The 14,541-nt window shown below is 64.5% G+C and carries 10 protein-coding genes; 5 read left to right on the plus strand and 5 right to left on the minus strand.

Annotation, left to right across the window (positions count from 1 at the left end):
- Positions 1-56 precede the first annotated feature (56 nt).
- The 3 genes from HG800_RS19385 to HG800_RS19395 all read right to left on the minus strand — a co-directional run bounded on the left by HG800_RS19385 (position 57) and on the right by HG800_RS19395 (position 4,172).
- Positions 57-1,559 (minus strand): FHA domain-containing protein, encoded by a 1,503-nt coding sequence (locus tag HG800_RS19385; protein WP_169978522.1) that lies wholly within the window; start codon positions 1,557-1,559, stop codon positions 57-59.
- Positions 1,560-2,122: 563 nt separating this feature from the next.
- Positions 2,123-2,935: a hypothetical protein gene (locus HG800_RS19390; RefSeq protein WP_169978524.1), complete on the minus strand. Its 813-nt coding sequence runs from the start codon at positions 2,933-2,935 to the stop codon at positions 2,123-2,125.
- Between the two features lie 247 nt (positions 2,936-3,182).
- Complete coding sequence (locus HG800_RS19395; RefSeq protein ID WP_169978526.1) at positions 3,183-4,172, minus strand: LysR family transcriptional regulator; 990 nt, start codon at positions 4,170-4,172, stop codon at positions 3,183-3,185.
- Between the two features lie 242 nt (positions 4,173-4,414).
- Between HG800_RS19395 and HG800_RS19400 the strand changes: the two genes are divergently transcribed.
- From HG800_RS19400 to HG800_RS19410, 3 genes are all read left to right on the plus strand, one after another.
- Positions 4,415-5,317: a YybH family protein gene (locus HG800_RS19400; protein ID WP_169978528.1), complete on the plus strand. Its 903-nt coding sequence runs from the start codon at positions 4,415-4,417 to the stop codon at positions 5,315-5,317.
- Positions 5,318-5,383: 66 nt separating this feature from the next.
- On the plus strand, positions 5,384-6,943 hold the full coding sequence (locus HG800_RS19405; RefSeq protein ID WP_169978530.1) for a hypothetical protein: 1,560 nt from the start codon (positions 5,384-5,386) through the stop codon (positions 6,941-6,943).
- Between the two features lie 214 nt (positions 6,944-7,157).
- Positions 7,158-8,246, plus strand: coding sequence for a hypothetical protein (locus tag HG800_RS19410; RefSeq protein WP_169978532.1), 1,089 nt, complete (start codon positions 7,158-7,160; stop codon positions 8,244-8,246).
- Between the two features lie 69 nt (positions 8,247-8,315).
- On the opposite strand, the gene amaB is transcribed toward HG800_RS19410, so the two are convergent.
- Positions 8,316-9,845 carry an L-piperidine-6-carboxylate dehydrogenase gene (amaB, locus tag HG800_RS19415; protein WP_169978534.1) on the minus strand — a complete coding sequence of 510 codons (1,530 nt, stop codon included), beginning with the start codon at positions 9,843-9,845 and terminating at the stop codon, positions 8,316-8,318.
- 67 nt (positions 9,846-9,912) lie between these two features.
- Positions 9,913-10,494, minus strand: a complete 582-nt coding sequence (locus HG800_RS19420) for a Uma2 family endonuclease (RefSeq protein ID WP_169978536.1) — start codon at positions 10,492-10,494, stop codon at positions 9,913-9,915.
- Between the two features lie 236 nt (positions 10,495-10,730).
- Here HG800_RS19420 and HG800_RS19425 point away from each other — a divergent pair, with 236 nt between their 5' ends.
- Positions 10,731-11,315 (plus strand): Uma2 family endonuclease, encoded by a 585-nt coding sequence (locus tag HG800_RS19425; protein ID WP_169978538.1) that lies wholly within the window; start codon positions 10,731-10,733, stop codon positions 11,313-11,315.
- A 73-nt stretch (positions 11,316-11,388) separates the two neighbouring features.
- Positions 11,389-14,424: a PVC-type heme-binding CxxCH protein gene (locus HG800_RS19430; protein ID WP_169978540.1), complete on the plus strand. Its 3,036-nt coding sequence runs from the start codon at positions 11,389-11,391 to the stop codon at positions 14,422-14,424.
- Positions 14,425-14,541: the final 117 nt, after the last annotated feature.

Below are 14,541 nucleotides of genomic sequence, written 5' to 3' on the forward strand. Positions count from 1 at the left end.
TTCGGAGCGATTCGGGGAGGCCCCATCATCGGACGAACTCCAGGATACCGTATTGATCAGACACGCGCCGTGGTCCGGGGTTCAAGAGGTTCGAGACTAAAGGAGAAGCCCTCTCCCTTGACGGCGGAGGTGCTGGTCAAGGGGGCTCGGGAGCGCGCGGGAGCGCCGTCTACCTCGAAGCTGCCCGGGCATCGGCACCAAAGGGCGTCGGCCTGGCGAAACAACACGATCGGCTGATCGAGTTTCGGGGCCGCGATGTGGCATTGCCGGGTCGGCCCGATCAGGCAAGACTGGGCCATGAGCAAGACGCCGTCGATGGCCATCGGCGGGCGATGGCGGCTCATGAGGCGAAGGGTCGCGGTCGCACTGATGGGGCTGGGGCGTCGGAATTCGAGCTCGACGTTGGCTCCGAGGCGGATCAGGTCGCCATCTCGCAAGGGGGCGGAGTCGATCGCCCGGCCGTTGACAAACGTCGGTTGCAGGGCGCGCAGGGTGTAATGTTCGCCGTCCCGGACAATGACGGCATGACGTCGGGCCAGGTCGGCCAGCAAGGGGAGGTCGGCGGTGCTGTCGGGCCCGGCGCGACCGATGGTGATTTCGTCATCGAGGCAAACGAGGTAGCCGCCGATCACATCCGCCCAGAGCAACAACCGGCCATGCGGCCCCCCAAGACGCGAAGGGGGGCGTTCGGTCACAGGAGCAGGAGACGGCGAAACGGAATCGGCCAGGGTGCGATCGTCGAGGAAGCGGATGTCGGCCGTTCGGGGACCGTTGGCCGTCGAGGAGCGCGGGGGCAAGGTCGGAACTCGGGGGCCGATCGCGCCAATCTGCTGCCAGGCCCGGCTGCGCGCCTGTCGGGCGGCGGGATGGTCGGGGACGGTCTGGAGGAGGTCCTCGGCGGCGGCGAGGATCGCCGGCCACTGGTTCGGAGTGTCGGCCAGGGCTCGATAGAAGCGGTCGGCCTTGGCCGAGGCGGTCTGCTGGCGGGCTTCCAGCTCGCGACGATACGCACCAAGGGCACTCGTCGCGTCGTCATCGGCAAGACGAGCGGCGCGATCGAGGAGTTCGAAGGCCAGGCCGAACTCGCCGCGACGGGCCTCGGTCCGGGCCACTTTCCAGGCCTCGGCCGCCTCTCGGAGACGGTGGAGCGTGGGGCTGTTGAGCTTGCGACCGGCCAGCGCGTCGAGCCGCTCGACGACCCGGTCGGGCTCTCCGGCGATCAGGTCGGTCCGAAGATCGCGGGCCACGCGATCGCTCAGTTTCGACCGGCACGAGGCGAGCAGATCGGGAGCCGCGCCGAAGGATTCGGCCGTGGCGAGATCGGCCAAGGCACCGTCGAGGTCGTCGGCCTCGGCGCGTCGGGAGGCGCGTTGGACCAGTTCCTTGGCCCACTTGCCGCGAAGAACGATGGCCTGGCGGTACTCGGCCACATCGGCTCGGGAGGCCAGCGCGAGCGCCTCGTCGAGCCGGCCGGCCCGGGCCGACTCCTCCGCCTGCTTCAAGACGACTCGCCAATGTCCCAACATGGTGGAGTTGCCGCCCTGGTTGACGTTGCCCATGGGGGTGTCCTGTTCGCCTGCCTCTGCCCAGACCTGCCTGGCCCGTTGCGTCCGTCACCGAGTCGGGCCAGGCCAGGCGATTGGCCTGGATCAGCCTCAGGGCGGCTCGGCTTGGCCTGGCTTGGGGCAAGGCGGCCTCAATCGTCGCATCGGCCGGTTGACAGCGTGCTCGCGAGGTCCGCGATCCGCAACGCACGAAGGAAAGACCAAGAAAAAAAAGGGATCGGGGAACATGCCGAGCCGGAGGCCCGATGGCTGCTTGGATCGGGTCGCGTGTGCTCGTGTCTCCTCGGGAAGTTATTCGTCACGCCGACCGATCAATTGCGAGGAATATACGGTCGTTTCTCGAGTGGCAAGGCCCCAAAGGGAACGTCTTCGCGACCCGGGGGAAAATGCCACGGATCGAGGCGATTTTCGGCCTGCTGGCCCGCAAACGGCGGAAACCCGAACCCGCGCGCCCCGGAAGGTTCGGGAAGACGCGCGGGCCGGGCCATTGCGATCGCCGAAGGAAGACCGATCCGGGCGAGCCCGGATCGGCGAGCGAGCGGTCCGTGACTCAAGGGTCAGGTGGCCGGGGTCGGCTCGGGGGTCGGGGTGAGGTTGAGGCTTTCGAGGGCCGACTCGACCTCGGAAGAGATGTCGCGGTCCGGGGCCACCTCAACCTTCACGCCCTGCTCGATGTATCGCCCTTCCAGCTCGGCCTTGCGGGCCATGATTTCGAGCTGCTTGTCCAGTTCGGCGATCGTCTTCTTGGCCTGGGACAAGGGGGTCGTGTCGAAGGTGAACTCGTTGCTCGACTGCTCCGCCTTGATCTGGGCCAAGCGGCTCTCAATGGCCTCGATCTTGACCAGCAGGTCCTTCTTCTGGGCACTCATCTCGTCGAGGGCTCGCTGGATGGCGTAGGTCCGCTCGACCTTGGCCTTGAGGGTCTCTTCCAGGCTGTTGACCGTGTCCTGGGTCCGGTTGAAGGTGTCGAGGCGGCGGGCCAGATCGGCCTTGACCTCCTCAGCCGTGTAGGTGACGCCGCTGGTCAGTTGCAGGCGGCCCTTGTCGAGCCCTTCCTTCAGGGCGAGCATTTCCTTGCCCTGCGTCTCAAGGTTCCCCTTGGCCACCTGAATCTCTTGCTTCAGGGCGTCCACCTCAACCTGAGCACGAGCCAGCGACTCGATGCTCTCCATGATCGCCGGCTCCAGGGCGTCGACCTGCTGGCGAGCCTCGTCAATCTTGTACTCGATGGGCACCTGCGACTGAGCCAGCGCCCGGGCCTGTTCGACGGCCGTCCGGGCATGATACTTGGCTGAGGTTCCGAACAGGAGCCCCAGCACCGCCACGCCCAGGCCAGCCCCGACGACCGCCTTCTTGACCGTCTTGCACATCTTCGTTACTCCTCGTAGATTCCCGAAACTTCGCTTCGGCGTTCGCTCAATGTCGAGTGATTCGGCCGTTTGGCCCGGTTGGTTCTGGCGGCTGGCCAGAGATGTCCGGTTGGAATCGGCCGCTCTACCAGGAATTCGGGCCTCAGCTCCGATTATTCGGGAAATCCGCGCTGAGGGAATCCGATCGGGCGAAAAATCAAGGAGGGAGGACCGCTGAGGTCAAGGGCCGGGCGGGGACGGCGTCGTCTTATTGAGACGGGGACGGGGAACAGGGGGACGGAACCGAGCCCGAAGGGTTTCGTTGGTGAGAGCCTTCGGGGGAGAGCCCTTCGAGCGAGGCATCGGGATCGAGGCCGGCCTCGATCAGCAGCTCTCGGGCAAAGGCAAGCGCCGCGGGAGAGAGGGAGCGGTCGGCGAGCCAGGCCATGCCGGCATGGAAGGCCAGCCGAGGGGCGTTGAAGTGCAGGATGACGAAATCGCCGTGGGCGAGTTCGGATCGGACCATGTCGGGGTGGACCAGGGAGATCGCGTCCCCTTCTCGGATCATGGCCTTGATCATGGTGACGGAGGTGGTGTCGATCTTGCGATGGGGCCGCTCGTGCCGCGAGGAGCCGGAGTCGAGCCAGTGGCGGATTGAGGGAGGAATGGGAGGGCCGATGAGGGGATAGTCCTTCAGGACTGATCGCTCGGGCGATTTCAAGGTACTTAGCGGATGATCGGCGCGGCAGACCCAGATTCCTTCCTGGGGAGGGAACTCAATGACTCGAAATTCCTTCTGATCCCGAAGGTGCTCGACATTCGCAACGAACAGGTCGATTTGCCTGCGGCGAAGCAGTTCCGGCAAGACGTGCCAGTGTTCGACATGCAGGGTCAGGTGAAGCTGAGGGAAGCGCCGCATGACCCGCCCGACCACCGAGCCGAGCCAGACGTCGGCCACATACGCACCGGCACCGAGCGACAGCTCTCCGTCTTCGAGATCGACATATTTTTTTACGGTGCGAGCCATTCCCTCGATCGTCTGGAGGACTTCCCGAGCGGACTGGGCGACCAGCTCGCCGAAGACGGTCGGGACGACGGTTTTCCCGTGCCGGTCGAACAGGCTGACACCCAGCTCGCGTTCGAGCTGTTGAATGCTTTTGGAGAGGGCCGGTTGGGTCAGATCCAGCCGTTCGGCCGCCCGGTGGTAATTCCCCACTTCGACCAGTGTCAGCACGTGGCGGAGCTGCCGCAGTTCCAAGCCGGTACCCCTGGCTATCAGACTGATAAAGATCGAAAATCGAGTCGCTCTCTTCTTGTGCGGAAGACGCTGCAGACGTATCACTCATCGTAGCAGTTCGTGAATGCGATCTCCAGCAGTCACGTCAGCCACCTTTGAATAATCCGCAACCCCGCTCGATCGTCGAGGCGACCGGAACGAACTTCCGAGCGAAGCAACCCGAGCCGATCGGATCGCGTGCTCTGAGTGCGCCGAGGAATCTCATGAAGTCATCAAACAGAGTGCTCGCGCTCGTCTTGGCCACCGTGGTCAGCGGTGGGGGGAGCGCCCCGGTTTCGGCATGCCCGTCGGAAGCCGACGATCAAGGCGCCGTTCGGGCCGTGATGGAGTCGTTTGTCAAGGCGTTCAATGCTGCGGATCCGAAGGCCCTCGCGGCCCACTGGACCGCTCAGGGAGAGTACATTGACGAGGAGGGAGGGGTGATTCGGGGCCGCGAGGCACTGGAAACCGGGTTTACCGCCTTTTTCGAAGGAGCTCCCAAGGCTCAGGCCGAGGTTCAGTCGGACGCCTTGCGGTTTCTCTCCCCGGACGTCGCCGTGGACGAAGGGCGGGTGACGATCCGGTTTGAGGATGCTCGCGGGACGACCCGAGCCTTTTACACTGCCCTGCTCTCCCGAGAGGAGGACCAGTGGCGTCTGGCATCGCTCCACGAGATGACCGACACGGGACCGTCGCTGGAGGAACTTGACTGGCTGGTGGGGGAGTGGAAGTCGACCGACCCGGCAGGCACCGAGATCGCGACCCGATACGCCTGGAATGCGACCAAGACGTTTCTGACCGGTCATTTCACGATGGAATTCGGCGATCGGACCCTGGATGGCGTGCAGATCATCGGGATCGATCCGGCGACCGGCGGCATTCGCTCCTGGACCTTCGAGGCCGAAGGAGGGGTCGGTGAGGCCAACTGGGAGCAGGACGATCCGGACCATTGGGTCTTCGTGGCCGAGGCGACCCTCGCCGACGGGGCCAGCTTGACGGCGACCAACATCCTCCGTCGGATCGACGAGAACACCTTTACCCTCCAGTCCGTCGGTCGCGCGATCGACGAGCAAGAACTGCCGGATATGCCGCCGGTCAGGGTCTCTCGCGTGCCCCCGAAGCCGTGATCCGTTCCGCCAGCATCCCTCGACGTTGATCAACTCCGAGACACCACACACCAGGAACGGGCCATCATGAGACGATTCATCTCAAGACTCTCTGTGATCACACTCTGCCTTCTGTTCGTGACCGCCGAGGTCCAGGCCCAACGCGGCCGAGGTGGCGGCGGGATGCGCGGCGGAGGCGGAGGCGGAATGAGGGGCGGCGGCGGAGGCATGTCGCAACGCGGCGGCGGCGGGTTCAGTGGCGGAGGGATGCCCCAACGCGGCGGTGGTGGGTTCAGCGGCGGAGGCATGTCACAACGCGGCGGGATGCCCCAGGGGGGCGGATCGCCCCAGCGGGGAGGATTCGGCGGCGGCTTGCCCACGTCAAGCCAGTCCATGAGCCGAGGAACCGCCGCAACCGGTCCGTTTGGCGGTTCTGGAACAGGGCAGGCAACCTCCCGAAGCACGACCGGGCCCAGAGGAGGCCAGTTCCAGACGGGATCGGGATCGGGCAGCTACACCACGAACCGAGGCGGCACGATTGATTACGGCGGCGTGGGAGCCGGAGGGACGGGACCCGGCGGCGTCTCGGCGGGGAGAGGTGCCTACGGCATCCAGGGCACCACGGCTGGAGGGCGAGACTACACGAACTATGGCCGGGTCGGAGGGGTCTCCGGCCCCGGCGGCAATGCCGTCGCCGGCCGTTCGAATGTCGGGTCAGTGACCGGAGATCGCGGGACCGCCTATGGTGGCTCGCGAGGAGTGGCCGGAGTCGGCCCCGAGGGAGCGTTTGGCGGAACGGAGCGCGCCGGTGTCGCCAGCGGAGAGCGGGGCACCATCGCCTCGGGAAGCCGCGCCGGATTTGCGACCGGCCCCGAGGGGACGATCGCGGGAGGGTCTCGGGGGGCCATCGCGGGCAACGAGTACGGGACCGTCGGCCGATCGCGAGGCACCTACTATGCGTCGTCCGGAGACCTGGCGGCGCGGGGTGACTATGCTCGGCGGGCCTATGTGGGAGCCCCTTACTTCACGCCGAACTGGATGGTCGGGTATCCCAACGCCTGGGTCGCCCCGGCCGCCATGGCAACCGCAGCCACCCTGAACTGGGCGACCCTGGCCACCTACTGCGGCTACCCGGCTCAGCCGGCCTACTACGACTATGGCGGCAATGTCGTCTACCAGGGCGACGCGATGTACATCGACGGCAACGTCGCGGGAACTCCCGAGCAGTATGCCGATCAGGCGTCGGAACTGGCTGCGAGCGGCAGCGCGGCTCCGGCCGATCCGAACGCCGCGTGGCAACCGATCGGCGTGTTCGGCATCGCCCCGCCCGATGACGCCCCTCCCAACGAGTTCTTCCAGCTCGCCATCAATCCGCAGGGAGTCCTCCGGGGCAACTATTACAACGCGATCGACGACACGGTGATTCCCATCGCCGGCGCAGTCGACAACACCACGTATCGGGCGGCCTGGTCGATCGGAGATCAACCGACACCCGTCTTCGACGTCGGCATCGCCAATCTGACCAAGGACGAAACCACCATGCTGATCCACGATCAGGAGGCCCAACCGATCCAGGTCACGCTGGTCCGCATGCCACCGTCCTCGCCGGAGAATACACCGCAAGGGGGAGCCCCCTCCAACCCCTGAGCCCCCGGGCGAGGGGCCAAAACATACCCAGATCCATTGACCAGAGAAATCATGCACCGCCTCCATCACAATTCCGTATGATGGCGGAACCGAGATTCTGAACGGAATGGCCCGAGTTCGGGTCGTCCGTTGAAAATCGAGCGTCGAGACGAACGAAGCGGCTGAGGCGTGGAGCCTGAGCGGTTCATTGTTCTGACAGAGAGGATCTTTAATTATGACTTCTGATTTACGAAGACTGGCTCTTGCCGGGCTGATGAGCCTGATGACGGCTTCGCTCGCCCATGCCCAGTACGGCATGTACGGGTGGAATGGTTGGGGGTCGACCACGGTCGGAGGCGACCGAGCGCGTGGAATGGGTGCCTATGCCGCCGGCGCGGGGATCTACAACGAGCAGACCGCCGAGGCTCGTGCGATCAACACCCAGACCAACATGAACCTGAATGAATATCTTTACGAGTCAGAGCAGATTCACGAACAGCAATACTATCAGAAGGTGGCCGCGCGGGAGGCTCGCACGCGCGAGGCAGGCCGCGAGATCCAGGACCGCCATTTGAACAATCCGACGCCGGCGGATATCACGAGTGGCGATGCCGTCAATGCACTCTATCGATGGCTCTCGAACCCAAAGATCCCCTACGACCTCTTGCACAGCGCCGGTGCCGACCTGACCCTGAGCGGTGACGAGGTGCGGAAGATTCCCCTGAACTCGGCGGCCCAGGGGGTGGTGGTTTCCATCGCTCGGCTGGCAGGCGAGGATCAATGGCCGGGCGTGCTTCGCGGAGAGCCCTTCGATACCCTTCGGAAGCGCTACACTGCCTTGGTTGAGGAAGTCCGAGAGCGTCCTGACGGGGAACCAGTCCCGGACGAGGCGTTCGATCAGGCCATCGCCCTGCTCGAACAGATGCGATCGGCGGCGAAAGCTCAGCTGCGAGGGCCTGATTTTGCCGCGGCGGAACGGTATCTGAAAGCGCACGTGGGCCTGCTCCAGATGACCCGGAAGCTCGATTTTCGGGACCAACTGGAACGTGCTCGGGACGTGAAGGAAGTTCCACTGACGAACGCGCTCACGTTCTTGCAGGTGCACAACCTTCAGTTCGGCAAGGCGGAAGGCCCGGACGAACAGGCCCTCTACCTCAATTCCATCTACCCGAAGCTGGCCGAGATGCGGAACCGCGTTCTGTCAATGTCCGGCGGGCCTCCCCCGGTGCCTCAGACCGATCCCTCGCAGGGGGCTCCCGCGGCGATGTTCGAGAACGTGCCGTGGGAGCAGATGACCGGCAGGGGGCAACAGCCCTCCCGGTAAGTCGTCTCAAAAGGCGGCCGATCGGCGGTCGACACGCGCACCTTGGCGCGTGTCGGCTGTCGCTCGGTGTCAGCCTTCCGGTGTGATCGGGAACTGGACCCCTTGAGCCAGGGGCAACGTCGAGCCGAAATTGACGGTGCAGGTCTGGCGGCGCATGTAGGCTTTCCACGAGTCGGAGCCGGCCTCGCGACCGCCCCCGGTGGCCTTCTCACCGCCGAAGGCCCCACCGATCTCGGCACCCGAAGTGCCGATGTTCACATTCGCGATTCCACAATCCGATCCCTGGGCTGAGAGGAACCGCTCGGACTCACGCAGATCGTCGGTGAAGATGGCCGACGAGAGCCCTTCAGCCACATCGTTGTGCAGGGCAATGGCCTCATCCAGATCTGTGTAAGTCATTCCATAAAGGATCGGGGCGAAGGTTTCCTGCTGGACGATCGGCATGGCTGCTTTGGCCCGAATGAGGGTCGGCTCGACAAAGAACCCGGGGCGATCGACGCGGCGGCCTCCGCAGACGACCTCGCCCCCCTGATCCTTCGCGGCTTCGACAGCGTCGAGCATCGCCTTCACGGCGGCCTCGCTGATCAGCGGTCCGACGAGCACCGCTTCGTCGTCGCAAGGGTTGCCGATCGGAAAACTTCGATAGGCTGAGGCCAGGCGATCGAAAAAGCCCTCGGCAATGGATTCGTGGATAATCAATCGTCTCAACGTCGTGCACCGCTGCCCGGCCGTGCCAACGGCGGCAAAGGCGACCGCTCGAAGAGCCAGGTCGAGGTTGGCTTTGGGGGTGACGATGATCGCGTTGTTGCCACCTAGTTCCAGCAGGCTCCGGCCCAGGCGACTTGCGATCCTCGGCGCGATCGCCTTGCCCATCGCCACGCTGCCGGTGGCCGAGACGAGGGGCAATCGCTCGTCGTCGGCCATCCGGGCGCCCAGTTCGGCTCCACCAATGGCAAGCGCAAACACACCGTCATACTCGGTTTGGCCCATCACCTGATTGACGAGGTGTTGCACGGCAATGCTGGTTAGGGGGGCCTGCGGCGACGGCTTCCAGATCATGCTGTTGCCGCAAACGGCCGCGATCATCGCATTCCAGGCCCAGACGGCGACCGGAAAATTGAAGGCGGTAAGGATACCCACCGGCCCGAGGGGCAGCCATTGCTCGAACATCCGGTGGTCGGGACGTTCGGTGGCGATCGTCAATCCGTAAAGCTGCCGGGAAAGGCCGACGGCGAAATCGGCCATGTCGATCATCTCCTGAACCTCGCCCCGACCTTCGGATCGGATTTTGCCGACCTCAAGGCTGACAAGCAGGCCGAGATCCTCCTTGTGCTGGCGCAAGGCATTGCCGATTTGGCGAACGATCTCGCCACGATGCGGAGGAGGCACGGTCCGCCAGCGATGGAACGCGTCAATCGCGCGATCGACAGCAGTATCGTAATCGGCGATCGAGGCGGAGACGACCGATGCGATCGGGTCGCCGGTGCTAGGGTTGATTGAGGTGATCGGCTCCCCTGCCGGCCGATCGATCCAGGTTCCGGCACAGGCACCGGAATGGCCGTCGCGAATGCCGAGCCGTCGCAAGAGGTCGTCGATCATGGCAAGGTCGCTCCATTCGTGGTCGGATCATCCAGGGCGGGGGCAAGCAACCGACGACCTGCCGGGTTCACACGTTCGGATCACCGAACAGCTCAAGCAAGGTCAGGGAGAAGCCAGGGAGCAGGTCGCCGCCGTCGAGTGCGTCGCCAAGGGATCGAATCGTCACCGAGGTTGGCGATGTGAACACATAGACGCGGTTGACTCCCGGCACGACGAGCCAGACCTGACGACTGCCGGCCCGGAAGTAATCCTCGACGGCGCGGAGGTCGTCAGCCGTCCTGTTGCTCGGGCTCACCACCTCGATGGCCAGATCCGGCACGACTTCCCAGGCCGCCGCTCGGGGAACGGGACGTGCCTCAGGCCAGCGATCAAAGGAGACGAAGGCCAGGTCCGGACGCCGATCGAGCCGTTGCTCAGCATCGATCCGGAACAGTAATTCGCTGACCACTCGGCCCTGTTCGACCACCATTGGGTGTGTGACCAACCCCCGAAACAGGACCGAGGCAACCCACGCTTCAAACGCTCCCATCGGCGGCTTCTCCACACACTGCTCATCAATCACCTCGTAAAGCCCTTCGGGCTCGTCTCGCAAGGAATTGTCCCCGGACGTCGAGGGGTTCTGGACCGTGGTTTCGGCGGCAGTCGCCATGGTCGGGCTCCGGTGGGGATACGGGAAGACTGGGAACGGAAGAACGCCGGTCGAAGCCGAGGGAGCGATCGGGCAATTCGATGCCATTGTAACCGAATCGGGTGCGCATCAAGGCGGGTGGTCCGACCGGTCCGGGTGCGATACACTCGAACGTGATGGGTCAACGGGTCGAGCGTTCGGACCGATCACCTCGGAACGCTCGACCCGCCTCGCGAGGCATCGAAGGACAGGCCGCCATGCCGTCGACCGCTTCGGTCACCACCTCCGCCGAGCTGCCACTGCAGCCGATCACCGTGGCGATGTTCCGCGCGATGGTGCGATCGGGAACCATCGGCGAGAAGGAACCGGTTTATCTCTGGAAAGGGAGGCTCGCCCGGCGCATGGCCCCGAACCGCCCGCATTCGCTCACCCTCGATCGCTCGCGGCGAGCATTGGAATCGCTGATCCCACCCGCGTTTCACGTGCAGCAGCAACAGCTCGTGGCCATGTGCACTGAGCACAGCACGCCCGAGCCCCACCTGGCGGTCCTGCGCGGTCGACCGGAGGATGTTCCCGACAACTTCCCGACAACGGCCGACCTGGTTCTGATGGTCGAGGTCGCCGATTCGTCGATTGCGCTGCACCGGGATCAGGCCGATGACTTCGCCCGGAAAGAAGTTCCCACGTACTGGATCGGCGACCTGAAGACTCGGCGGATCGAAGCATACGACACTCCGAACCAGGGAACGTATCAACGGACCTCGGTCGTTTCCGAATCGGAGGACATCCCCATTGAAGTTAACGGTCAGGAGGTCGGCCGCCTCCGCGTGTTCGACCTCTGACCTCCGTAATGATCGCTCACCCAACCGAAACCCACCGCCCGACGGACCACCATCGAACCGGAGCCGGAGATTGATGCGACTGCTCGCGACCGCCGCGGCCCTTGTCCTGGGGGTGCTGATCGCACCGGGGGCCGGAATGGCCCAGGACCTCGTCGCCGAGACCGACCCAAAGACGCCCGAGGAGGAGCGGAAGGCGCTCCGATTGCCTCCCGGCTTCGAGATTCAGCTCGTCGCCTCGGAACCTGATATCTACAAACCCATGAACCTTGCCTTCGACGAGCAGGGGCGGCTCTGGGTTACATCGTCGATTGAGTATCCGTTCCCTCCCGAGGACGGAACTCCAGGACGCGACCGCGTGACGATCCTCAGCAATTTCGGCCCTGATGGCCGGGCACGGTCGGTCACGCAGTTTGCCGAGGACCTGACGATCCCGATTGGCCTCTTGCCGCTCTCGTCGAAGGAGGCCTTGGTTCATAGCATCCCGCACATCCTCCGCCTGACCGACACCGACGGCGACGGCAAGGCCGATGATCGTGAAGTCGTCTTGCGCGAGTATGGGTTTCAGGATACGCACGGCATGACCAACGCGTTTACCCTCGGGTTCGACGGCTGGATCTATGCCTGTCATGGCTTCTCGAACACCTCGACCGTTGAGGCGAAGGACGGCGAGGCAATTACGATGCAGTCGGGCAACACCTATCGGTTCCGCCCTGATGGCTCGGCGATTGAGCAGTGGACCTGGGGCCAGGTCAACCCGTTCGGTCTAACGCTTGACTCGCTGGGGAACCTCTGGTCGTGCGACTGCCACACCTTGCCGATCTACCACCTCTTGCGAGGGGCCTACTACCCGAGCTTCGGCAAGCCGCACGATGGCCTCGGATTCGGCCCGGCGGTGATGCAACACTTGCACGGATCGACAGGAATTGCAGGGATCACGTACTACGAAGCCGATCATTTCCCCGAGGAGTGGCGCGGAACGATCTTCGTCGGCAACCCGGTGACAGCTCGCGTCAACCACGACCGCATCTCCTGGGCCGGATCGAGCCCGACAGCGATCGAGCAGCCCGACTTCATCATCAGTGATGACCCGTGGTTCCGGCCGGTCGACATCAAACTCGGCCCGGACGGGGCACTTTACATTGCCGATTTCTACAACCGTATTATCGGCCATTATGAAGTTCCGTTGACTCATCCTGGCCGCGATCGAGACCGTGGTCGGATCTGGCGCATCATCTACGTCGGCGAGGATGGATCGAATCCTCCGCCGACCATGCCCCGAGCCGACTGGGGAGCGGCAAGCGTGGCCGACCTGATCAATGACCTGGCCCACCCGAATCTGAAGGTCCGATTACGGGCAACGGATGAACTGGCCAATCGGGCTGACGGGGAGGCGATCGTTCCAGCCTTGCTCACGGCCTCAGCCGATGATGGGTCGGCTGAACGGCGGGTGCATGCCCTCTGGGCACTCGATCGTCGCGGGGCGCTGCCAGAGGATCGGCTCGCGGCAGCCCTGGCCGATGAAGACCGTGCCGTCCGCACGCACGCCGTCAAGATCCTGGCTGAGCGATCGGCGTGGGACGAGGACCAGCGTGCCGCGGTGGATGACCTTCTGGCTGATTCCGATCCGTTCGTCCGCCGCGCCGCCGCCGATGCCATGGGACGGCATCCGGACCCGTCGCAGATCGCCTCACTGCTCGACGCCTGGAGCGCGGCCGATCCGGCCGATACGCATCTGGTTCACGTGGTGCGGATGGCCTTGCGCGATCAGCTTCGATCGGCGAATGCCTGGGCCAGCCTCCCCGATCCGTTGACGGAGGCCGATGAGTCGAAGCTGGCCGAGGTGGCGCTCGGAGTGCCAACCGTCGAAGCCGCATCGTTCCTGCTCGGTCACCTGCGAGCGAACCCGAAAGCGGTGGGTGATGTGTCGCGCTTCGTTGAGCACGTCGCCCGATACGGCGGGGAATCGTCGCAGTCGGATGCAAGGGAGTATGCCCGGTCGGCCTCGGACGGGGACTTGCGACAAAGTCTCGCACTGTTACGAGCGGTTCATCGAGGCGTGCAGGCACGTGGAAACCGGCTCGACGAGTTGTCGCGATCCTGGGCGGAGGAGGTGGCCGGCGCTTTGCTCGCATCAACCGAGGACCGTGACCGGATCGACGGGATCGAGGTGACGGGCACGCTGCGACTCGGTGCGAAGGCCGAGACGCTTGAATCGATCCTGATCGATCGGAACACCACGGAACCCCTGCGGCTGGCCGCGATCGATGCAAGGACGTCGATTGATCCGGTCGGAGCGGTCGGACCACTGTCCAGACTGCTTGGATCAGCAGATGAAACTCCTTCGATCCGCGATCGGGCGGCTGAGGCCCTTGGACGGACCGGACGGCCCGAGTCGGACGGCGTCTTGCTAGAGGTGCTGGCGATCGCACCGAGCCGTCTGCAACGAACGATCGCCGTGACCCTGTCGGCCACCCGGAACGGCGCCGAGGCGTTGTTGAAGTGCGTCGAGGAAGGTCGGGCCCCTGCCGAACTGCTCCGGGAGCCTGGGGTCCAAATCCGGATGACCAACGCGGGAGTTGAGGCGATGGCCTCGCGGATTGAGACCCTGACCGCTGGCCTGCCGCCAGCCGACGAGGGGCTCAGGCAGTTCATCGATGAACGATTCGCGCGGTTTGCATCCCTGGAATCGAAGCCCGATGCCGAAGCCGGCCGCGCGGTCTTTACCGAGTACTGCGCGGGGTGCCACAAGATCGGCAGTGAAGGAGCCGAAGTCGGGCCGCAGCTCGATGGCGTGGGTATCCGAGGTCCGCTCCGTGTGTTGGAGGACATCCTCAACCCGAACTTGAATGTGGATCAGGCGTTCCGCGCCACGACGCTTGGCCTGAGCGACGGCCGCATCTTGACCGGTCTGTTGCTGGCCGAAGAAGGGGACGTGCTGGTCCTGGCCGATGCAGAGGGGAAGTCCCAGCGCATTGCAGTTGATGAGGTCGAGGAGCGGACAACCTCGTCACTCTCTCCCATGCCCGCGAACTTCGCCGAGCGAATTCCGGAAGAGGAGTTCCACGAGCTCATCGCCTATTTGCTCTCGCAGCAGACCAAGGAGGACTGAAATCGGACGAGCCACCCCCGCCCCGGGCGATTGGGGCGGGGGCAGACATGGAGAGAGAGAACAGCGATCATGAGCCACGGATGAAACAGAGATGAAACACTGATTAATCGGAGAATA

The sequence above is a fragment of the Tautonia rosea genome, assembly GCF_012958305.1.
GTDB lineage: Bacteria > Planctomycetota > Planctomycetia > Isosphaerales > Isosphaeraceae > Tautonia > Tautonia rosea.